This is a genomic window from Achromobacter spanius (assembly GCF_002966795.1).
GTDB classification, from domain to species: Bacteria; Pseudomonadota; Gammaproteobacteria; order Burkholderiales; family Burkholderiaceae_B; genus Achromobacter; species Achromobacter spanius_D.
Map to the genome: position 1 here is coordinate 6,085,856 of NZ_CP023270.1, position 20,948 is coordinate 6,106,803.

The 20,948-nt window shown below is 63.6% G+C and carries 18 protein-coding genes and 1 riboswitch; of the genes, 5 read left to right on the top strand and 13 right to left on the bottom strand.

What is annotated here, in order from left to right; all coding sequences use genetic code 11:
- The 3 genes from CLM73_RS27610 (at position 1) to CLM73_RS27620 (ending at position 2,719) form a co-directional block, all read left to right on the top strand.
- Entirely contained in the window at positions 1-975 is a 975-nt protein-coding gene (locus tag CLM73_RS27610) for an alpha-E domain-containing protein (protein ID WP_105241140.1), read from the top strand.
- 13 nt (positions 976-988) lie between these two features.
- Complete coding sequence (locus tag CLM73_RS27615; RefSeq protein ID WP_105241141.1) at positions 989-1,792, top strand: transglutaminase family protein; 804 nt, start codon at positions 989-991, stop codon at positions 1,790-1,792.
- A gap of 63 nt (positions 1,793-1,855) precedes the next feature.
- The gene (locus CLM73_RS27620; RefSeq protein WP_056560432.1) at positions 1,856-2,719 is read left to right on the top strand and encodes a proteasome-type protease; all 864 of its coding nucleotides are present in this window, start codon (positions 1,856-1,858) and stop codon (positions 2,717-2,719) included.
- A 48-nt stretch (positions 2,720-2,767) separates the two neighbouring features.
- On the opposite strand, the gene CLM73_RS27625 is transcribed toward CLM73_RS27620, so the two are convergent.
- From CLM73_RS27625 to CLM73_RS27655, 7 genes are all read right to left on the bottom strand, one after another.
- Positions 2,768-3,538, bottom strand: coding sequence for an enoyl-CoA hydratase/isomerase family protein (locus CLM73_RS27625; RefSeq protein ID WP_105241142.1), 771 nt, complete (start codon positions 3,536-3,538; stop codon positions 2,768-2,770).
- 10 nt (positions 3,539-3,548) lie between these two features.
- A complete protein-coding gene (locus CLM73_RS27630) occupies positions 3,549-4,694 on the bottom strand; it encodes a hypothetical protein (protein WP_105241143.1) in 1,146 nt (381 codons plus the stop codon).
- Complete coding sequence (locus tag CLM73_RS27635) at positions 4,691-5,884, bottom strand: CaiB/BaiF CoA transferase family protein (protein WP_105241144.1); 1,194 nt, start codon at positions 5,882-5,884, stop codon at positions 4,691-4,693. The genes CLM73_RS27630 and CLM73_RS27635 overlap by 4 nt, the downstream gene beginning before the upstream one ends.
- Positions 5,885-5,916: 32 nt before the next feature.
- Complete coding sequence (locus tag CLM73_RS27640) at positions 5,917-6,678, bottom strand: SDR family NAD(P)-dependent oxidoreductase (protein ID WP_105241145.1); 762 nt, start codon at positions 6,676-6,678, stop codon at positions 5,917-5,919.
- Positions 6,675-7,853 (bottom strand): aldose 1-epimerase family protein, encoded by a 1,179-nt coding sequence (locus CLM73_RS27645; RefSeq protein WP_105241146.1) that lies wholly within the window; start codon positions 7,851-7,853, stop codon positions 6,675-6,677. The genes CLM73_RS27640 and CLM73_RS27645 overlap by 4 nt, the downstream gene beginning before the upstream one ends.
- Before the next feature lie 130 nt (positions 7,854-7,983).
- A complete protein-coding gene (locus CLM73_RS27650) occupies positions 7,984-8,898 on the bottom strand; it encodes a sugar phosphate isomerase/epimerase family protein (RefSeq protein WP_105241147.1) in 915 nt (304 codons plus the stop codon).
- 32 nt (positions 8,899-8,930) lie between these two features.
- Positions 8,931-10,022 carry a Gfo/Idh/MocA family protein gene (locus tag CLM73_RS27655; protein ID WP_056560468.1) on the bottom strand — a complete coding sequence of 364 codons (1,092 nt, stop codon included), beginning with the start codon at positions 10,020-10,022 and terminating at the stop codon, positions 8,931-8,933.
- 264 nt (positions 10,023-10,286) lie between these two features.
- Between CLM73_RS27655 and CLM73_RS27660 the strand changes: the two genes are divergently transcribed.
- A complete protein-coding gene (locus tag CLM73_RS27660) occupies positions 10,287-11,300 on the top strand; it encodes a LacI family DNA-binding transcriptional regulator (protein WP_199778367.1) in 1,014 nt (337 codons plus the stop codon).
- A 181-nt stretch (positions 11,301-11,481) separates the two neighbouring features.
- Positions 11,482-12,480 (top strand): tripartite tricarboxylate transporter substrate-binding protein, encoded by a 999-nt coding sequence (locus CLM73_RS27665; protein WP_105241149.1) that lies wholly within the window; start codon positions 11,482-11,484, stop codon positions 12,478-12,480.
- A 378-nt stretch (positions 12,481-12,858) separates the two neighbouring features.
- On the opposite strand, the gene CLM73_RS27670 is transcribed toward CLM73_RS27665, so the two are convergent.
- The 6 genes from CLM73_RS27670 to ahcY all read right to left on the bottom strand — a co-directional run bounded on the left by CLM73_RS27670 (position 12,859) and on the right by ahcY (position 20,704).
- Entirely contained in the window at positions 12,859-13,659 is an 801-nt protein-coding gene (locus CLM73_RS27670) for a DUF6708 domain-containing protein (protein WP_158685946.1), read from the bottom strand.
- 113 nt (positions 13,660-13,772) lie between these two features.
- Positions 13,773-16,598 (bottom strand): toxin VasX, encoded by a 2,826-nt coding sequence (locus tag CLM73_RS27675; protein WP_105241151.1) that lies wholly within the window; start codon positions 16,596-16,598, stop codon positions 13,773-13,775.
- A gap of 14 nt (positions 16,599-16,612) precedes the next feature.
- Positions 16,613-17,485: a DUF4123 domain-containing protein gene (locus CLM73_RS27680; RefSeq protein ID WP_105241152.1), complete on the bottom strand. Its 873-nt coding sequence runs from the start codon at positions 17,483-17,485 to the stop codon at positions 16,613-16,615.
- A gap of 368 nt (positions 17,486-17,853) precedes the next feature.
- Positions 17,854-18,696, bottom strand: coding sequence for a methylenetetrahydrofolate reductase [NAD(P)H] (gene metF / locus CLM73_RS27685; RefSeq protein WP_056571275.1), 843 nt, complete (start codon positions 18,694-18,696; stop codon positions 17,854-17,856).
- Positions 18,697-18,826: 130 nt separating this feature from the next.
- Positions 18,827-19,162, bottom strand: coding sequence for a phage holin family protein (locus tag CLM73_RS27690; RefSeq protein WP_056327402.1), 336 nt, complete (start codon positions 19,160-19,162; stop codon positions 18,827-18,829).
- Positions 19,163-19,285: 123 nt separating this feature from the next.
- Entirely contained in the window at positions 19,286-20,704 is a 1,419-nt protein-coding gene (ahcY, locus tag CLM73_RS27695; protein WP_105241153.1) for an adenosylhomocysteinase, read from the bottom strand.
- A gap of 100 nt (positions 20,705-20,804) precedes the next feature.
- Positions 20,805-20,939: riboswitch (S-adenosyl-L-homocysteine riboswitch) on the bottom strand.
- Between the last annotated feature and the right edge of the window lie 9 nt (positions 20,940-20,948).

The window sequence follows — 20,948 nt, forward strand, 5'->3', positions numbered from 1 at the left end:
ATGCTGAGCCGAACCGCCGACAACCTGTTCTGGATGTGCCGCTACACCGAGCGGGCCGAAAACACCGCCCGCATGCTGGACGTGAATCTGCAGATGTCGCTGCTGCCGCAGGACACGCAGACGCGCGAGGGCTCGTGGCTGGGCGTGCTGCGCATCTCCGAGCTGCAGGGCCTGTATCAGAGCAAGTACGCATCGATCTCACCGCACGACGTGCTGCAGTACATGGTGCGCGACCCGGAGAATTCCTCGTCGATCTATTCCTGCATGCGCGCCGCCCGGGAAAACGCCCGCGCCGTGCGCGGCAGCCTCACGACGGAGGTCTGGGAAACCTACAACACCACGTGGCTCGAACTGCTCAAGCACCTGCACACCGGGCTGCTGGAGCGCAATCCGGGCGAGTTCTTCGAATGGGTGAAATTCCGCTCGCACCTGGCGCGCGGCGTCACGATCGCCACCATGCTGGAAGACGAGGCGCTGTACTTCATGCGCATCGGCATGCATCTGGAACGCGCCGACAATACCGCGCGCATGCTGGACGTGAAGTTTCATGAACGCGGCGGCGCGGGCGCGCAGGACGGCCGCGCGGAACCGGCCGGCACGGCTGCGGTGCAAAGCGAGTTCTACCGATGGTCGGCGCTGCTCACTTCCGTGTCCGGCCTGGAGATCTACCGCAAGGTGTACCGTGACGTCATCACGCCCGACCGCGTGGCCGAGCTGCTGATCCTGCATGGCGACATGCCAAGATCGCTGCTGGCCTCGATGCGGGCGTTGGCCGGCGACCTGGCGCGCGTCGCAAATCAGCGCTCGACCGAAACCGAGCGGCGCGCGGGCATGCTGTGTGCTGAGCTGCAGTACGGGCGCGTCGAAGACATTCTGGCGAGCGGACTGCACCGCTACCTGGACCGATTCCTGGACCGTATCAACGACCTGGGCAACCGGATCAGCCAGGACTTCCTGGTGCCGCTGTCGGCCTAACACGGGAGAGGCAATGAAGCAGATCATCACGCACGTTACGCATTACCGCTACACGGCGCCGGTCAACTACAGCATCCAGACCCTGCGCCTGACGCCGCGCGACGACGAACACCAGCGCGTGCTGCGATGGAACATCGAGGCGCCCGGCCAACTGGACAAGCAGGTCGACGCCTACGGCAACATCACGCACACGCTGACGCTGAATCAGCCGCACAGCGACATCGAACTGCGCGTGTCCGGCCAGGTGCTGGTGGCGCCGCTGACGCGCGGTGTGCTGGGCAGTGAAGACAGCCGCCTGCCGGTGCATGCCTATTGCGTGCCCACGCCGCTGACGCAGGCGGACGAGACGATCCTGGCTTTTGCGCGCGCGGTGCTGCCGAACGGGCTGTCGACCTCCGACGACATCCTGAACCTGGCCGCGGCGATCCACGCCCGCGTGGCCTACGTGCCCGGCACCACGGATGTCACGACCGCCGCCGATCAGGTGCTGGCCCTGGGCCTGGGCGTGTGCCAGGACCACGCCCACCTGTTCCTCGCGTGCGTGCGTGGCCTAGGCGTGCCGGCGCGGTACGTCAGCGGCTACCTGTACACCACCGCCGAGCATGCGGCCAGCCACGCGTGGGCGGACGTCTGGCTGCCCGACGTGGGCTGGACCAGCGTGGACATCACCAACAACCAGTTCGCCTCGGAGTGCCATTGCCGGCTGGCGGTGGGCCGGGATTACGACTCGGCCTCGCCCGTGCGGGGCGTGCGCACCGGCGGCGGCGAGGAATCCATGGAAATCAGCGTCCAGGTGCAGGCGGGGGCCCGGCGGTAAGCCGTAACATCTGCCCCGCCGCACCGCAATACAATGCGTGGTGGTTTTTCCCTCTTTCCGATCATGACCTACTGCGTAGCCGCCCGCCTCGACGCCGGCCTGGTGTTTCTCTCCGACTCCCGTACCAACGCGGGCGTCGACCAGATCAGCGTCTTTCGCAAGATGACCGTGTTCGAACTGCCGGGCGAGCGCGTCATGGTCCTGATGACCTCCGGCAACCTGGCGGTCAGCCAGGCCGTGCTGAACGTGCTGACCCGCCAGCGCGAAGAAGGCGCCGACACCCTCTGGAACGCGCCCGACATGTTCGCGGCCACGCGGCTGGTGGGCGCGGCAGTGCGCGAGGTCTACCGCAGCGAGGCTGCCGCCCTGCACGAGCAGGGCGTGGATTTCAACGTCAGCATGATCTTCGGCGGCCAGATCGGCACCGAACAATGCCGCCTGTTCCAGCTGTATTCGGCAGGCAACTTCATCGAGGCCGGCCAGGAATGCCCGTATTTCCAGATCGGCGAGGCCAAGTACGGCAAGCCCATCCTGGACCGCGTGCTGCAACCGGACACCTCGCTGGACGAGGCCGCCAAGTGCGCGCTGATCTCCATGGATTCCACGCTGCGCTCCAATATCTCGGTGGGCGTGCCGCTGGACCTGCTGGTGTACAGCGCCAATTCGTTGCGCGTGACGCACTTTGCCAGCATCGACGAGCACAACGAATACTTCCGCATGATCCGCGGCTCCTGGGGCGAACGCCTGCGCCAGGTCTTCGCGGAGATCCCGGATCCGTCGTGGACCAACCCCGACGCGCCCGGCTCACTGGTGCCGCCGTCGCGCGTGCACCAGCCGCTGCGCATGGAGCCCGTCAATACGGCCCACGCCCCCTACGTGACGCCCCAGGTGCTGGCTGAGGACCCGGGCAAGGACCAGCCCAACTGAGGCGCCTCCGACCGCGCGGAGCGGCCCCCCTTCAGCGTCCCCTGCCCATCAGCGCCGCTCGAACTTCGGCGCGCGCTTTTCTTCAAAAGCCTTGCGGCCTTCCTTGGCGTCGGCGGTGGCAAAGCAGATCGCCTGCAGATCGCGCTCGTATTCCACGGCCTTCTCCAGCGGCATCGACAGCGCGGCGCGCAGGTTGACGCGCGCCGTCTCGGCCGCGATCGGGGCGCGCGAGGCGATGGTGGCGGCAAGCGCCTGCGCGCGCTCGCGCAATTGTTCCTGCGGCACCACCTCGCTCACCAGGCCCCAGGCCAGCGCCTGCTCGGCGCGGATGGGGTCGCCGGTCAGCACCATCATTGCGGCGTTGCTCGGGCCGATCGCATGAACGAGCTGCGCCGTCATGCCGCCGCCGCCGATCCAGCCCAGCTTGATCTCGGGCGCGCCCAGACGGGCGTTATCGGAGGCGATGCGGATATCGCAGGCCAATGCCATCTCCAGGCCGCCGCCGAACGTATAGCCGTTGATCGCCGCCACCGTGGGCTTTTTCAACATGCGCACGCAGTCGCAGTAGTCGAGCCGATTGCGAAAATCCCAGGGCGTGGCGTAGCGGTCGAGCTCGGTGATGTCCGAGCCTGCGCAGAAGGCCTTGGGGCCCGCGCCGGTCAGGATCACCGCGCGCACCTGCGCGTCGGTATTGCATTGCTCCACCGCCGCGATCAGCAAGTCGGCCATCTCGGGCGTCATCGCGTTCAGCTTCTCGGGACGATTGAGTTCGATGATGGCGACATGGCCATCGATACTGAGATTGACGAGTGCGCTCACGTCGACATCCTTATTGCGGAGTGCTTGGGGTGGCGGCCAGGCTGGCCTCGAAACGCTCGGTCAGGCCGCGCGCCAATGCATGGGACGATGCGCGGGCGGCGACGCCGTCGCGCAGGAACTGCGATGCCTCGCTCTGGAACGCGATGTAGCCGTCGTGCCGCGGCCGGATCGACGCGGCTTCCAGCGTGCGGGCCGTGTTGGCGTAGAAGTTGCCGCTCGCCGCATTCACGTTTGCATCGGTCCAGCTGCCGCGATGGCTGGGCTGTCCTTCGTGCTGCGGGATGAAGCGGCTTTGGGTATCGGCTGCCAGCAACCACAACAGATGCGCGCGCAACTCGGGCCCCACGATGCAGCGCCGCGAGATCGCAATGCCGGTGCCGCCGAGAATCGAGCCGGGCCGGCCGGCATCGGCCTGGGGCGCGTCGCGGAACGTAAGCGGCTTGGCGACCGCGGACGTGGCGTAGTTCACGTAGCCATAGACCAGCGGGCATAGCGTGATGTCATCGCGCGAGCTCATGTGACCAAGCAAGGCGATCGGGTTGTAGGTCAGCGCGTGCGCGGGCGTGAGCCGCGCCAATTCGGAGAGCACGTCGCACGCGCCGGCGAGCGTCGCGGCGTCGTGCCAGGCGCCGTGCGGCCGCAGGTCGGTATCTGGCGCGATGGCGGCGGCGATCGACAGCAGCGACAGAAACGGATGCGGCCCGCCCCAGCTGAGCGCGACCGAACCGCTGCGTTGCGACAACGTCAGCACCTCGTGCCAGGTGCGCGGCGCAGGGCCGTCGATTCGATCAGCGCGCGTGGCCATCACCTGCGTGGCGGCGTCCAGCGGCAGCGCCCATTGGCGATCGGCCATGCGATAGCTGTCGTACGACAGCCCGATGCTGTCACGCGCGATCCGCGCCAGCTCGTCAGGCGCGAAAACGGTGTCCAGCGGCTGCAGGCAATCGTGCGCCAGGGCTTCGCCCAAATGCGGGTGATCCAGCACCACCAGGTCATAGCGGGCGCAAAGTTCGGCAATAGGCGCCGACTCGAAGCCTTCGAGCGATTGCTTGTCCCAGTGAACCAGCGGCGTGTGGTCGGTCGCCGCGTGCAGGGCGTTGAAGCCGCGCGGATGATCCCAGGTCAGGCCGCGATACGGCAGGTGGCGCTCGCTCATTCCGAAGCCCCGCGCAGCACCGCGCCCGACGCCGCATGCGCGGCGATCTCGTTGTCGCTGAAGCCAAAATCGCGCAGCACTTCGTCGGTGTGCTGGCCGGTGAGCGGCGCGCCGCGCACCACCTGGCTCGGGGTCTTGGAAAAGCGGATCGGAAAGCCCGGCGTCTTGATCCGGCCTTCGGTCGGATGGTCGTATTCGACGAAGGTGCCGTTGTGCGCGATCTGCGGATCTTCGACCAGATCGGCGTAGCCATACACCGGGCTGCACCAGATGCCGGCGGCATCCAGTTTGGCGAACCAGTCGGCGGTGGAGGCCTTTGCCAGCGTGTCGCGCACGAGCGCATAGATCTCGTCGCGCTTTTCCCAACCGTCGCGTTCGGTGTACGCCGCCAGGCGCGGCTCTTCGGTCACGCGCGCCAGCACGTTCATGTCGGGCATGGCCAGCGCCAGATAGCCGTCGGTCGTCGCGAAGGTGCCGTAGGGCGCGCGAATGTACACGTGGGCATGCGGCTCGGCGCTGCGCACCTGCGGCTTGTGCCCCACGGTATACACCGAGAGCTCCTGCATCTGGATCGTGGTGATCGCATCCAGCATGTTGACCTCGACCTTCTGGCCCTCGCCGGTGCGCTCGCGATGCAGCAGCGCGGCCAGCACGCCTTCGAAGGCGCAGTACGCGGTGACAGCGTCGACCACATACTGGCCCGCCGCGCGAGGCGCTTCGCCGGCCCGGCCCGACGACAGCATCGCACCCGACATCGCCTGCAGCAGCAGATCCTGCCCGGGGCGCGTGGCGTAGGGACCGTCTTCACCGAAACCCGACATCGATACATAAATCAGGCGCGGATTCAGGGCCGACAGGGTCTCGTAGTCCACCCCCAGGCGGCCGGCGACACCCGGCCGGTAGTTCTGGATGAACACATCGGCCTGCGCCGCGAGCTTCTGGATGATCTCCTTGCCGCCGGCGCTCTTCAGATCGATCGCCAGCGAGCGCTTGTTGCGGTTCAGCGAGAGAAACGACACGTTGATCTTGTTGCCCGTGATGCCGCCGGCGGGCGCGTGCCGCTGCCATTCGCCGGTGGGCGGCTCGATCTTGATCACGTCGGCGCCCAGGTCGCCCAGGCGCTGTGCCGCGAACGGCCCCGCCATGGCGATGGAGCAGTCCAGAACCTTGTAGCCAGAAAGAATGCTCATTGCTTCTACCCTTTGCGTGGCGCCGATGCGCCTTAATGCATGACCCAGCCGCCGTCCACCGCCAGCGTCTGTCCGGAAATGAAACCCGCCTCGTCCGAGGCAAGGAACACGATGGCCGCGGCGATGTCGCCGGCGTGCCCGCGGCGCTTCACCGACTGGCGATCGAGCACCATGCGGTTGTAGCCCTCGGGATCGGGATGGATCTTCTCGGCATCGGTCGGAAACGCGCCCGGCGAGATGGCGTTGACCGTGATGCCCCACTTGCCGAACTCGCGGGCGAAGGCGCGCGTGGCGCCCACCATCGCGCCTTTGGATTGCACGTAGGGCAGCAGGTTTTCCCAACCGCCCGACAGCGTGATCGACGAGATGTTGATCACGCGGCCCCATTGCTGTTCGCGCATGCCCGGCAGCGCCGCGCGCACGATCTGCACGGCCGCCTCCACGTTGACGCGGTGCACGCGCGCCAGCTCGGCATCGCTGTATTCCTCGAACGGACGCGAGGGATAGATCGCCGCGTTGTTGATGACCACATCGATCGTGCCCTCGGCCGTCAGCCGCTCAAGGTGCGATTGCAGCGCGCCGGCATCGGCGAGGTCGGCCTGCAGGATCTGAAGCTGATCGGCAAACTGCGGCGGCACGGTGCTGCGCAAGCGGTCGATATGCCCGGCGTGGTTGTCCAGCGCGATCACGCTTGCGCCCGCTTCCAAGAGCGCAATCGTGGTGCCCACGCCAAAGCCGCCCGCCGCGCCCGTGTACAGCACGCGGCGGCCCTGCAACGAGAAGCGCGCGCTCATGAGCGCCCCGCGATGGGCGCAAAGCGTCCCGACAACGGCGGATAGTCGGTCTCGGGCTGCTCCGCAATCGCGCGGATGCGGGCTTCGCAGGCCGCGATGTCGGCGGCCGAGCCCAGCACGCTGAACGTGGTGTCGTAGCGGCGCTCGTCTCCATGCTCCAGCCAGATGAGCTCATTGCGCTCGCGCGCCGCGCCCTGGCCCAGCACATGGTTGGTGGAGGGCTCGATGCCCATCGCATACTGGCCCGATTGCAGGTTCTGCCATTGGTACTGGCAGGGGAATTGATGCTTGTAGGTGCTGACCTGCATGCCCAGACCGAGCGCATCGTTCACCAGGGCCACCGGCACGCTGCCGTCGGCCGCGGCCGCCATCTCGTGCTGCCACACCTGCTCATGAAAGCCCATCTGCGGCGCCGGCATGCGGCGGTAGCCCACGCCCTGCTTGCGGTAGTCCTGCTCGTGCGCGGCCCACACCACATCGCGGATCGGCGCCAGATAGCGCGAATCGGCGTCCAGCACCGGATAGCCCAGGTTGATGTGATAGCAGAGCATGTGCGGCGTGCGATAAAAGCCGCGGTTCACGACCCGGTCCGACAGCTTGATGTCGTTGGTGCCCACCTCGATCTCGATGCGGCGGTGCAGCTCTAGATGCTCGCCGAACACGGTGCCCTGGGTCACCACGCCTTCGGCCCACAGCACGCAGCGATCGCCGTCCCAGCGTTCGCCGTAGCCGGTCAGCCGCGCGGGGATGGTGCCGACGCGGCCATGGATGGATTGCTTTGCCGTCTTGCGCGGGCCATACACATAGTTGTCGGCCGGCGCGTCGTACATGAACAGGATGTGGTCCAGCCCGCAGGTGATCATGAGGCCCGAGAACGAGCGCATCCAGCCCAGTCCGCCCTCGCCTTCGTAGTCATGCAGTCCGGGGTGGCGAAAGCCCGACGGCGACTGCCATCCCATGGCCATGCCGCGATATTCGCAGTCGGCGATGTCCATCGCGCGATCCACCAGCACCGTGAAACGCAGGCCCGTGCCGCTGCGGAACTCCAGCATGCGGATGCCGCGTTCCAGCCCGTCGTCCAGCGTCATCAGGCGTACGCCGGCAAACTGCGCAAGCTGCCCGGTGCGCGCCTCTACGTCGCGGCGCGTCATCCAGGTCCCGTAAATGTCAGGCATGAGTTCTCCCTGGCGGATGCGCGGGTGCGCGTCCACCGGTGTCGGTGTTCAGAATCGTGTTCAGACGGCGCGCCGCTGGCCTTCTTCGATGATGGCTTCGCGGTGCGCCGGTATTGCTTGCGGCGCCGGCCTACAGACCGTTCGCGCGGAGCCGCTCGTCAAGAAAGGTCTTGGCGCGCGGCACGTCGTCTTCGGTCAGGTGTTCGATGATGATGGGAATGTTGGGGTGCTTCTTTGCCAGGCGCTGCAGATACAGGTCGTAATTGAGCGCGCCCAGGCCCGGCGCCGGCAGTTCGATCTCGCCTACCCCACGGAAGGTATGGCTTTCGGCCGCGCCCTCGTCACCGATGTCGCTGTGCTTTTCCGACTTGTCGTCGCCCGAACGCTTCACGTCCTTGGCATGCGCGATGCAGATCTTGTCGGAGAGCGCGTCGAACACCTGATTGAGCGTGCGGTCCATGTGGTCGATGTTGTGCGCTTCGAAGAAGTTCGTCGGATCCATCAGCAGGCCCAGGCCTGGATGATCCACTTCGGCGAACATGCGCAGCGTTTCCTCGACCGATCCCACCACGTTGTTCACGTAGGTCTCCAGCAGGAACACCGCGCCATGGTCATAGGCATGTTGCGACAGCTCGGCGATCACCGCGCGGCACTGCTCCCAACCTTCCTCGGTCTTGTTCTTGGGGTGATGCACCCAGTCGCTGTCGGGATCGAACGTGCCGGTTTCCGAGATCACGTAGGGCGAACCCAGCTGGCGCGCGTGCGTGAGGATCTCTTTGAGATAACCGTTGCGGCGTTGGCGCTCGGCGGGATCGGGATGAACGATGTTGGTATAGGCCGAGATGCAGGACACCGGCAGGTTGTAATTGCGGAAGGTGTCGCGGATCTGCGTGCATTTCTGCGCGGTCAGCTGCCCCGGGCCAAGCTCCATGTCCTTGAAATGCAGGTCCAGCTGCACGGTGTTGAAGCCGTGCGAGCGGATCACCTTGGCGGTGCGCTCCAGCTCATAGGGAAAGTAGCCCGAGAAGATTCCGGTCTGGATCATGATGGTTGTCTCCGTCTGTTTTTTCTGTCTGGTTATTCAACAGCCGGCAGCCGTACTGTGCGGCCTTCGGCGATGGACGTGTACGCGGCCTCGACCAGCGCCATCGTGCGTACGTTGTCGGTCACGCTCAACGCAGGCTCGGTGCCGCTGGCCAGCGCGTACTGCAACTGCTCCATCACGCCGATGAAGGCATGCGGAAACCACATCGTGTCCCACGTGGGCGTCACCCAACGCCCGTCGGTATGGCCCTCGGCCGCGCGCGAGGCGTAGCTCAGGGTCGACGGCTCGCCGGTGGGCCAGCCGATGGTGCCGCGCGCGACGCCTTCGGTGCCTTCCACGCGCCAGCGGATGTGCTGGTCGTCGGGGTATCCCTCGGCTCGCGGACCCGACCACACGTCTTCGAGCGACAGCGCGAGCAGCCCGTTGCCAAAGCGCAGCATGGTGGTCACCAGCCCATCCTGGTGCGCGAACTCGGTGCGCGGATCGGGGCGCGTGATGCTGGTGATCTCGGTGGGCTCGCCAAACAGATAACGCAGGGCGTCGAGGTGGTGCACGCTCATGTTCGAGAGCGTCAGCCGGTCATAGCCGCGCAGGAAATCCTGCCAGTGCGGGATCGCGTGCATGTCGATCTGCGCGAACACCGGCGTGCCCAGCACGCCCTGGTCGAGCAGCTGTTTGAGCGTGCGCATCGACTGGTCGTAGCGCATGTTCTGGTTCACCGACAGGATCTTGCCGGCGGCCCTTGCCTCGTCGCGCAGGGCGCGGGCTTCATCCAGCGACAAGGCGAGCGGCTTCTGCGCCAGCACGCCACGCACGTGCGGGGCGCGCAATGCGGCGCGAATCAGCGCGGGCTGCTGGTCGGGCGGATACGCGATGTCCACGATCTCGATCTGCGGATCGGCGATCAGGGCCAGGGGATCGTCATGCACGCGCGGGATGCCGTAGCGTTCGGCGACGGCAGCCGCCTTGCTGCGGGTCCGCGACGCGATCGCCGCCACCGTGAAGCCGGCCTGCTGATAGGCCGCCAGATGGCATTCGGCCATGATCATGCCGGCGCCGATACAGCCGATGCGAAAGCGCCGTTCCCGAACGGGGGGGTCGGGCACCAGGGTTGGGTGCGACATGTGCTCCTCCTGCCGGCCCGGTATGCACTGTCGACTGCCTGGCATCCTGCCGTGCGGTATTTGATGTATTGAGCCGCGATATTCACATCAAAACAATCAGGGGTAAAGGCGGTTTGCTCCCATAGGGCAGCGACGTTACCTTTTTGATCCTGAATGATTGCAAATGATGGCTTATGATGGCCCGGTTGCCATCGCCCTGATGGTGTCTTGAGAGTCTGGTCCCGCATGCGCCCCACCATTTCCCTCATTGCCCGTGAAGCCGGCATGTCTACCGCCACCGTGGACCGGGTGCTGAACGACCGCGACGGCGTGCGCGGCAAGACGCGCGACCGCGTGCTGGCGATTGCCAATCGCCTGGGCTACTTCGTCCCGGGCGCCGAGGCCGCCAGTCAGGACGTGCGGGTCGATTTCGTCTTGCCCGCCGGCACCAACAGCTTCATGACCGCGTTGGGCCGGCACCTGCTCGAAGAAGCCGCCACCCGCCCCGATGTGCGGGCCCGCCTGCATCTGATCGAGGGATTCGACGCCAACAAGCTCGCCAAAAAGCTCTACGAGCTGCGCGAGCAGACGCAGGCCGTTGGCCTGGTCGGACTGGACCATCCCCAGGTGCGCGATGCCATCATGGCGCTGCGCGACAGCGGCGTGCATGTGAGCACCCTGGTGTCGGACATTCCGATCTCGGCGCGGCTGGGTTACGTGGGCATCGACAACCGCGCCGCGGGCCGCCTGGCCGCGTTGTTGCTGGGCCGGTTTCTGCCGCAGCACACCGAACGCAAGGTCGCGGTGTTCGTGGGGTCATTGGCCTATCGCGGCCACGAGGAGCGCGAGATGGGCTTTCGCTCGCTGCTGAGCGAAGAGTTTCCGCACCTGCGCATCGCACATACGCTCGAAATCGGCGACGACCGCGACCGCGCGTTTGCCGTCACGCAGGATCTACTGCGCAAAGATCCGCCGCACGCGATCTACAACATCGGCGCCGGCAATCAAGGCATCGCGCGGGCGCTGAAAGAGGCGCGGCCGGCGGAGGCGTGGCCGACCGAGGCCCGCTCAGGCAAGGCAGCCGCCGCCCCCCGCATTGTCTTCGTCGGCCACGACCTCACCGAAGCCACGCGCCGCCTGTTGCTTGATCGCACCATGGACGCCGTGATCGACCAGAACCCGCGCGTGGAGGCGCGCGAGATCGTCAAGCTGCTGGTGGCGGCGGTGAAGGGCGCGCCCGAACCCAGCTACCTGCCGCGGCTGCAGGTGATCTTTCGGGAAAACATTCCAGAGCCGTGATGCGCTACACGCAGGCTTTTTAGCGCTTCTGCGGGCAAGTCCGCGTAAACCCTCCTTTCCGCGCGCCGAAGCCCGGCTTGCGAATCCACGAATTCCCAACCTCGCCCTAGTCGCGCCACACTGCCGATGCCTGCCCGCCATGCGCGGCATCGCGGGCCGAAGAGACTACAAGGAGCGAGACATGTCCCACCCATACGCCCGCGCCCTCAAGCGCGCAGCCTGGCCCATGCTGGCCCTGTCCTGCCTGGCCTTTGGCAACGCCGGCGCGCAGGGAACCTACCCGAATCACCCGATTTCGCTGGTGGTGCCGTTTGCCGCGGGCGGTCCCACCGACGTCGTGGCCCGCAGCCTGGGCGCTTCCATGGCCAAGACGCTGGGACAGAGCATCGTCATCGAAAACCGCACCGGCGCCGGCGGCACGCTGGCCTCGCAGCACGTGGCGCGCGCCGCGCCCGATGGCTACACCTTCCTTATCCACCACAACGGCATGGCGACGGCGCCCGCGCTGTACCGCAAGCTGTCGTACAACCCGCTGACGGACTTCGCCTATGTCGGCCAGGTCGCCGACGTGCCGATGACCCTGCTGGGCCGCAAGGACCTGCCGGCCGACGGCATGGCCAACTTCATCAAGTACGCCAAGGAAAACGGCAACAAGATCAACCTGGCCAACGCCGGCCTGGGCGCCGTGTCGCAGCTGTGCGGCATGCTGCTGCAGGAGTCGCTGGGCGTGCAATTCACCACCGTGCCCTATGCGGGCACCGCCCCCGCCATGACCGCGCTGCTGGGCGGGCAGGTGGACGTCCTGTGCGACCAGACCACGCAGACCATCCCGCAGATCAAGGCCGAACGCGTCAAGCTGTACGGCGTCACCACGCTGGACCGCATCAAGACGCTGCCCGACGCGCCCACGTTGAAGGAAGGCGGCCTGAAGGACTTCGAGGTCAAGGTGTGGCACGGCGTTTATGCGCCGAAGGGCACTCCGCCCGAGGCGATCGACAAGTTCAACGCCGCGCTGCGCGCCGCGCTGAAGGACCCGGTCTTCACGCAGAAGATGGCCGAACTGGGCGCCGAGATCGTGCCCGAAGCGAAGCAGACGCCCGAGGGGCTGCAGACGTGGTTGAAGTCTGAAGTGGACAAGTGGGGTGGGGTGATTCGCAAGGCGGGGGTTTACGCGGATTGATGCATGCGGCGGCCGGTTAGGCGCCGCGATTATCCGGCGCACGTAGTGCGCCAACGACAACATTGCACCAACTACAACCCATGATCAGCCCGATTTTTGCCAGCAAGAAGGTGTTGGTGTAAATCGGGATTTTCTTGCTCCGTTCCGAGTCGGTTGGGGGGCAGGTCCCAATCCATGACGACCGACGGGAACATCACGGCTCGGATCCTTCACCGTTGACGCAAACGACCGAATCGATCGGGTCAAACAGACGTTTTCCCGGTGAATACATCAAGGGCATTGGCGCGTGTGGTTGCCCCAACGCGCCGCGGAGTGAACGGACAACCTGCGTCATGCTTCGACGGCTGTGTATCGCTTCACTGCTCAGTGCGCCCCCCATTAACGTGAATGACCGGTGCGCACTTCATCAAACCCGCACAATTGCTCTATTTCCTCGGGGAACTTCGAGTAAGGAACGTTGTACTGAATGAAGGCCTCCACGCTATCCGGAAAGGCATTGATCAAGAGCCACCCCAGCCAAATGGGAATAGTGATCGGCGCTTTCAACATGCCGTAGGGCTTGGCGAGTCTGCGGCGCAATCCTGCGAGCCAGTCTCGGTACGGTTGGAGGGCTTCCTGCTTGCGGGTCAATCGAGGAGGCAGCGGTGCGGGTTCAGGCAAGCCGTCGAGACCGTGGGCCATAAAGGCTTGAAGATAGGCCCAGAGCGCTTTGGCGGATCGATCTCCGTCGAACAGACCGAGGTTGCCGCATGCAACGCAGATTTCCGTCGGAGGGTTCATGGCGTGGTCGACCCCTATCAAATAGAGCGGGTGCCTGCTGGCATAGCCGCTTGCGGAGACGATAGGAATGTAGCCGGCCAAAGCTTCAATCTGGTCCCAATCCAGAACGTGTAGCCGAGTTTTCCGCGGATACACGAAATAAAGCTTGCGGGTTCCGCGATGGATTCGGATGAATGCCCCTCGACTACGATGAGCGCCACTGGCGAAGTAGAACAAAAAGGACATCGGCACCAGGAGAAGCGATATGGACGCGACTCGCGCAATGCCCTGATATGTCAAGTTATCAAAACCAATCAGAGTAAAGATGCAAAGCATGATTGCCATTGCCGCGATCGCCAATATCCCTATAGAACTAGCGCTGCCGCTTTGAACGAAATTCGCGTAGGAGTCCAGTTCCACGCAACGATCGTTGGCCCTCCGCACACCATCCGGCCGGGGGCCGTCCGGACTAACGCTTTGTCGGTGCAACGACATACCGCCAAAGCGCAAATTTTTCGCAAGGCGCTTGACGTTCATTTTGGAGCCCTAACAGGTTCAAGTGTGGCGGGATCGATTGGGTCCGAGAGCCATCCAGCGGACGTAAAAACCATGGGTGTCGGAGCTGCCGGTTGCCGCAGTGCAAGACCGGGCTGTCGTTCAGGGTCGGGAAAGTACAGATATTCCAGTGCCACTTCGGCATCCTCATGCATCTGGATTGACCAGCCACATTCTCGGCCTGTGCTGCCTAAAGGCGCGACCAGAAATTCTTGGCGATAATCGATTGGATTGGATCCAGGCGCGTATGCGATTGGTCCATCTACTCTGGTCAACTTGTTGCCTCTTAATGTGACAACCAGCCGGTTCTGAAACTTTTCACCGGGGATGTCATTCAACATTGGCAGTTGGCAACTGATACGAAGCGTGCCCACTGAATAGGTGACCGCCTTATCCCATTCAGCTGTTAGCCGAGGCCGGTGGCACAAACTGTGAATAGCATTCAATTCGTCTTGGTTTGAGTAACGAAGACTGTTGATGCCCCACGCACTATGCTTGAGCCAGATATCCGACGGTCCATGCTTGCGCATATCGGCACCGTAGGAAAATCCGACAATGAACGTCACCGCGAGGCCAACCACTATTGCCCATCCCAAGGGTGTCAAACCAAGGACTGCCACCGCGCCTCCGCCACCGATGAGGGTCGCAGCAGTGGCGGTTCCCCCTGCCCATGTACCAACTGCCAGCACGCCCCCAGCCAGGGCTGAGCCAATATGCATTCCGGCTTGTTCGAAATTGCTTTCACGTGCAGCGTCGACGGCTCTGAAGCCGTCGGCCAAGGCGACAAAACCGGCACTCCCCGCACCAAAAATCGCAACCCCTCTTTTGGCCGCAAATATCTTTGCACTTTTTCCTAACGCAGAATTTCCTCGAAGCGTGGCATGCGCTAAAACAATGCTTGAACTGATTTCAATTCCTGCTCCGATCAGTGCGCCCATAGCCCCGGCAAAACTGGATATGCTTTCCAATTGCCATCGGGTGGATTCGTGGACAATATCTTTGCCTGCATTTGAGAAGCTCTGAATCGCCAAGAAGCCCCCCAAGCCCGTAAGGACGTGCCCTCCAGGGGCTCTGAGCTTATTAACTGCGTGAAAAAACGGATTGCCCTCCATTTGAATAGCCCTGGAAGGCGGAAGTGTTGGCTTGCCTGTCACCTCGTCAAATTCGCGGTATGTTGTTTCACCAACCTTCAACCAGTCATAGACGGACGCCCTCTTAACCGAGTCTGCTGGATTGATCTTCGGCGACGGCATCTTCCACCCCCGTCCGTCCTCGCCAAGCGTTTGATACCCCTGGAATTCATAAGCGGCTCGCAGCAGGTCGTCGATTCCAACGTCGTAACGGACAATGGTGACGCCGGCTCTGACCTCCATCACATGCCGCAAACGTGGCATCAGTACATCCGCCACTTTGGGTTCCGGCAATGCCTGCAGCAGTCCGATTAGCGCGTTGGAGGCTGCGGTCAATTGGTGCTGTTCCAAGACCTTGTCCATGACGCTGAAAAGGTTCTTGGCAATTTCACCGGAACTAGCTTTGAGACGGGCAAGAAGCAGTTCGCTGCCATTGGCCAGCGCGAGCCAATAGGGGCTTTCGTCGACGGGCAAATTTATCAGGCGGTTCAGAACCTGTATTCCATCTTTGGAGTGCACGAGTCCGCCAATGCACTGAAGCACGGCGTCCTCATAATCGTGTGCGTTCTGGATCACGCTGCGGTCAAAGCACCGTAGTGCCTTGCCCAGGAGTTGGGATAAGTCGATCAGGCGAACCCACGCAACCGAATCCTGTACCGCTTTGGCAATTGTGTTCTCGAACGCTTCTATTTCTTTGGCATAAATTCGGGGAAACGAAATCGCGCCGGCGTAATTCACCAAGTTTTGCTGCCTTACGAGCGTCTTGGCCAGGTTTGGATTAGTCGCAGCCTGTTTCTTCATCCCCCCGAAATAATTGCTGATGAACGTTCCACTCTGCAGTTTGTGTGCGTTCCGTCCGGCGTATTCCGTCTTTAGCTTCACGGCATAAGTAATCAGGTAATGAAGCTCGCTGGCAATCCCGATCGGATCCTGTAGTACCACCACCAGAGGCGTGAAGTCCTTGCGCGGCAGCAATGCGATATACATATTGCCGAGTATGTTGTGGTGAGTTGGCGCCTCTTCTGGGAACTGGATTTCGCTCCACACAAAAGGCTTGGGCGCGCCGTGTCCGGATGGCGAGACGAGTTCTCGTGCGGCCTGACCCAGCAGCGTCGCGTCGAAGACGTGGTTTTGGTAGGGATTGCCGGCCGGCCTGCATTGCGTGCTCAGCGCATCGCGAAGCCCTCCGTCGTTGGTCTCGATAGCCCAGAGCGTGCGGTGGGACAGCAGTGTGTCACTCACCAGGATGTGTACGGTTTCGGCAGTATTCGCATCTGGCGCGAAAAGATATGTCTGGGCGCTGACCGTATCGGGCCGGCTTAACCGGCCCGGCGTTGCATCCTGATCGTCGGCCTCGCTCCACCAGATGCGAGCGAACTTGACGTCTTCAGTGACTTGGTAGTGTTGTGTCCACATGCGTCCGTGCTCGAAGTAGCAGAGATAGACGTAGGTGCCCGGACGCAATGTGCGCAATCCATACGCTTTACCGGCCGTGAGCGTGGGATAGCCCTCGGTGTACAGGCGGGGAAACACTTCCTTATCCCACGCGTAATCGGCAATGCCATAGCGCAGCGGATATAGGGGAACTCCGCGTTCGCAGGGCGGTGGGGAGATGGCTTTGCCCAGGCGCTTCTCGTTCGGACGGATGCAGCCAAGTGCCTTTTTGAAGTTCACGTGGTGGGTTTCCTTTATCGCGCCGCCAGCGCCGAGAGTCGTGCTTCGGCGTCCCACAATCGCTGCTTTCCGGGAATGTGCCGCTCGATCAGGATTCCCCGAAGCTCGCTATCCTTCGCGAAAAATTCTTGCGGGTAGCGAAACCGCAGATCGACGTAATGGCGAACGTCGCGTTCCAGGGTGAGCGCAAGCTGCTCCGCGGCCTCGCGGACGAACAGATCAGTGCGCCGCCACAAGGCCGGTTCATTCTTGGGGTCGCCGTACGCTGGCGTTTGTCGGCGAATACTGCGCGCGCAGTCGCGCACGAACCACGCGAGGCTGGCCTGATCGAGTGAGACTTCGTCGGCTTTCGTCAGGGCGATGGGCTTGTCCAGCCCAGGCATGGCTTGCCCCTGTACGGGAGAGATCGCAACCAACCATTCGCTCTGATGCTCGTTGCCTGCATACCATATGAAGCGTTGGATGGGGCCGAACAGCCTGGACAAGGAATGCGCCGTCAAGCCTTCGCAGAACTCTTCAAGCGCCCGCGCGCCATTAAGGCTGAACCTGATCGGAAAGCCGTCTGTACCCGTCAGTTGATGCAACTGTTGGAGGTGAGCGATCAGCATGCCCTGATCGACAGAGGCGAGCAGGAGGATTCCCGCTTGTTGGCAGAGCCAATGTTCAACGGCGTAGCTGAACAATGCCTCGTCGAGCGGCGCCAACAGGGGGCCGTGTCGATAGCCGGGATTACGGTATTCCCAAGGCGTGTCGCGCCAGACCCAGCGGTACTCGAATCCACGCTTGATTTGCCGAAGGTCGTTTTCGAGTGTGTCGCTGTACGCGCCGTCCAGAAGAATCCAGGGGCGGGCTGCCCGTTCAAGCGTGGCCCAATCGGGGCATGGCATTGCATTTACCAGCCGACGTGTCCAACGAGACGCCTCGGCTATCAAATCTGTTGCTGCACCCGCCATGTGCGTGTCACTCGTCAATTGAACGAAAAGTCGTTCAATCTAAGGCGGGACCGTCCCCTTGGACATATGAATAGTTCGAAAGCTCAGAAGAGCGGGTCTGATTTGTCAAAGAGTTTGAACCGCCTAACGAATCACCGGTCATCTGCGACGTTGGTAGCGAGCGGTCTCACAGAAAGAAAAAATCCCCACTCAGCGTATCGCTTCGTGGGGATCTGATGACCATCTCATCAGGGCCATCGGACTCGCCGGCCTATTCGCAAGAACGGCGGGCGGCAAGCCTGCAGCCGCGCGCAGCTGACGCCTTACACCGTCAGTTCCTTCCAGATCGCCAGCGGCGCTTCGGAACTGTTCAGCGTGTAGAAGTGCACGCCCGGCGCGCCGTTATCCAGCAGGGTCTGGCACAGCTCGGTCACGACGTCCACGCCGAAGGCGCGGATGGAAGCCTTGTCGTCGCCGAACTCGGCCAGGCGCAGGCGGATCCAGCGCGGCACTTCGGCGCCGCACATTTCCGAGAACCGCAGGAGCTGCGTGTGATTCGTGATGGGCATGATGCCCGGCACGATCGGCACGTTCACGCCCTTGGCGCGGGCGCGGTCGACGAAGTCGAAATAGGCGTCGGCGTTGAAGAAATACTGCGTGATGGCAGCATCGGCGCCGGCCTTCACCTTGGTCACGAAATGGTCCAGGTCGGCCGAGGGATTGGCGGCCTGGGGGTGCATTTCGGGATAGGCGGCCACTTCGATGTGGAACCAGTCGCCGGTTTCCTCGCGGATGAACGACACCAGTTCGTTGGCATAGCGCAGCTCGCCCGCGTCGCCGCCCATGCCCGACGGCAGGTCGCCGCGCAGGGCCACCACGCGCCGCACGCCTTCGTTCTTGTAGGCCTGCAGGATGTCCCGCAGATCCTGCCGCGACGCGCCCACGCAAGACAGGTGAGGCGCCGCATCGCAGCCCAGATTGCGCAGCGTGCGCACGGCGTCTGCCGTGCCGGCACGCGTGGAACCGCCCGCGCCGAACGTCACGCTGACGTACTTGGGCTGGATGGCCAGCATCTGCTTGGCCGCACGCACCAGACGCTCTTGGCCGGCGAGATCTCGCGGAGGAAAGAATTCCAGACTAAAAGCAGGAGAGTTCGATTCGGACATATCAGTATTCTTATGGCGCCATGCGCCGCATTCAGCAGGTGCCCCACCCGCGAGGTGCCGCGGATCCGGGCTCCGCCGGTCCGCAGGCACGCCCCTGGGGGAAGCGCGCAGCGCTCGGGGGGGCCCTACCCTATGGGATCAGCTTGGTCAGGAGGCCGGAGATGATGCTGTACAGGATGGCGCCGCCCACGGCCCACCAGAACCCGTTGACCTGGAAACCCTTGAGCACGGAGCCCACGAACCAGAACAACAAGGCGTTGATGACGATGAGGAAGAGCCCGAGGGTAACGATCGTGATGGGCAGCGTCAGCAGCACCAGGACCGGCTTGACCAACATGTTCACCAGGCCCAGCACCAGCGCGGCGATGAGCGCCGAACCGAAACTGGCCACCGTGATGCCGGGCAGCAGGTAGGCAACGGCCAGCAAGGCCACTGCGTTCAGGATCCAGACGAGTATCAGTGTCACCATGTTCGAACTCCTGTATTGACGCTCCGCGGACCCGTCGGCGCCGGGCGGCGACGGGCGTGACCCGCAGACCGGAAAACCCGCGCCGACATGGCGCGGAATTTTCCTATTGTGCTACATCCATCAATAGCGGTAGTGGTTGGGCTTGTAGGGGCCTTCGACCGGCACGCTGATGTAGTCTGCCTGGTCCTGACGCAGCGTCGTGAGCTTGACGCCCAGCTTCTTCAGGTGCAGGCGGGCGACCTTCTCGTCCAGGTGCTTGGGCAGCACGTAGACTTCGCCGGACTTGTAGGCTTCGTTGCGCGTGAACAGCTCGATCTGGGCGATCGTCTGGTTGGCGAACGAGGACGACATCACGAACGAGGGGTGGCCGGTGGCGCAGCCCAGGTTCACGAGACGGCCCTGAGCCAGCAGGATGATGCGCTTGCCGTCCGGGAAGATGACGTGGTCGACTTGCGGCTTGATCTCTTCCCACTGGCAATCGGCCAGGCCGGCGACGTCGATTTCGTTGTCGAAGTGACCGATGTTGCAGACGATGGCCTGGTCCTTCATCGCGTTCATGTGATCGCGCGTGATGACCTGGTAGTTGCCGGTGGCGGTGACGAAGATGTCGCCGTGGGCGGCGGCTTCTTCCATCGTCACGACCTTGAAGCCTTCCATGGCGGCCTGCAGGGCGCAGATCGGGTCGATTTCGGTGACCCACACTTGCGCGCGCAGCGCGACAAGCGCCTGGGCGCAACCCTTGCCCACGTCGCCGTAGCCGGCCACAACCGCGATCTTGCCGGCGACCATGACGTCGGTGGCGCGCTTGATGCCGTCAACCAGCGATTCGCGGCAGCCGTACAGGTTGTCGAACTTGGACTTGGTGACCGAGTCGTTGACGTTGATGGCGGCAAAGGCCAGCTCGCCCTTTTGCGACATCTGGTACAGGCGATGCACGCCGGTGGTGGTTTCTTCGGTCACGCCCTTGATCAGCGCCAGGCGGGTTGAGTACCACTTGGGATCGCGCTGCAGCGTTTCCTTGATGGCGGCGAACAGGATGCGCTCTTCGTCGCTGCCCGGGTTGGCCAGGACCGAGATGTCCTTTTCAGCCTTGGTGCCCAGGTGCAGCATCAACGTGGCGTCGCCGCCGTCGTCGAGGATCATGTTGGCGTTCTGGCCATTGGGCCATTCGAAGATCTTGTGGGTGTACTGCCAGTACTCTTCCAGCGTCTCGCCCTTGACGGCGAAGACCGGCGTGCCCGACGCGGCGATGGCGGCAGCGGCGTGGTCTTGCGTGGAGAAGATGTTGCACGAGGCCCAGCGCACTTCGGCGCCCAGGGCCACCAGCGTTTCGATCAGCACGCCGGTCTGGATGGTCATGTGCAGGCTGCCGGCGATGCGCGCGCCCTTGAGCGGCTGCGATGCGGCGAATTCCTCGCGGATGGCCATCAGGCCGGGCATTTCGGTTTCGGCGATGGCGAGTTCGCGGCGGCCCCAGCCGGCCAGCGACATGTCGGCGACGAGGTAGTCGGAAAAGGATTTATCAGTCACAGCGTTCATGGTGTGTAGGCTCCACGTGAAATACGAACGGCGCACGATATGGCCGGACAACGCGAATACACCACGACAGTCGAGTGCTCGCCTTTCCCGCCATACGCGACAAAGGTGAGCGCCGTTGCTGTAGCGACGCGCGGGGCGCGGCGCTTGAACAAGGATTCCTGAGCCTGGCGAGCCGGGGTCCGCATGGGTAAGACACATGGGGGACCGCAGGGTCGTCGCAACGCTCCTCAGGATTGCCCGGCAT

Excerpts from the sequence above, each read along its gene's own strand:
- CLM73_RS27610 (WP_105241140.1), top strand. The coding sequence starts at position 1 with ATGCTGAGCCGAACCGCCGACAACCTGTTCTGGATGTGCCGCTACACC.
- CLM73_RS27615 (WP_105241141.1), top strand. The coding sequence starts at position 989 with ATGAAGCAGATCATCACGCACGTTACGCATTACCGCTACACGGCGCCG.
- CLM73_RS27620 (WP_056560432.1), top strand. The coding sequence starts at position 1,856 with ATGACCTACTGCGTAGCCGCCCGCCTCGACGCCGGCCTGGTGTTTCTC.
- CLM73_RS27630 (WP_105241143.1), bottom strand. The coding sequence starts at position 4,694 with ATGAGCGAGCGCCACCTGCCGTATCGCGGCCTGACCTGGGATCATCCG.
- CLM73_RS27635 (WP_105241144.1), bottom strand. The coding sequence starts at position 5,884 with ATGAGCATTCTTTCTGGCTACAAGGTTCTGGACTGCTCCATCGCCATG.
- CLM73_RS27640 (WP_105241145.1), bottom strand. The coding sequence starts at position 6,678 with ATGAGCGCGCGCTTCTCGTTGCAGGGCCGCCGCGTGCTGTACACGGGC.
- CLM73_RS27645 (WP_105241146.1), bottom strand. The coding sequence starts at position 7,853 with ATGCCTGACATTTACGGGACCTGGATGACGCGCCGCGACGTAGAGGCG.
- CLM73_RS27650 (WP_105241147.1), bottom strand. The coding sequence starts at position 8,898 with ATGATCCAGACCGGAATCTTCTCGGGCTACTTTCCCTATGAGCTGGAG.
- CLM73_RS27655 (WP_056560468.1), bottom strand. The coding sequence starts at position 10,022 with ATGTCGCACCCAACCCTGGTGCCCGACCCCCCCGTTCGGGAACGGCGC.
- CLM73_RS27660 (WP_199778367.1), top strand. The coding sequence starts at position 10,287 with ATGTCTACCGCCACCGTGGACCGGGTGCTGAACGACCGCGACGGCGTG.
- CLM73_RS27665 (WP_105241149.1), top strand. The coding sequence starts at position 11,482 with ATGTCCCACCCATACGCCCGCGCCCTCAAGCGCGCAGCCTGGCCCATG.
- CLM73_RS27680 (WP_105241152.1), bottom strand. The coding sequence starts at position 17,485 with ATGCCATGCCCCGATTGGGCCACGCTTGAACGGGCAGCCCGCCCCTGG.
- metF (WP_056571275.1), bottom strand. The coding sequence starts at position 18,696 with ATGTCCGAATCGAACTCTCCTGCTTTTAGTCTGGAATTCTTTCCTCCG.
- ahcY (WP_105241153.1), bottom strand. The coding sequence starts at position 20,704 with ATGAACGCTGTGACTGATAAATCCTTTTCCGACTACCTCGTCGCCGAC.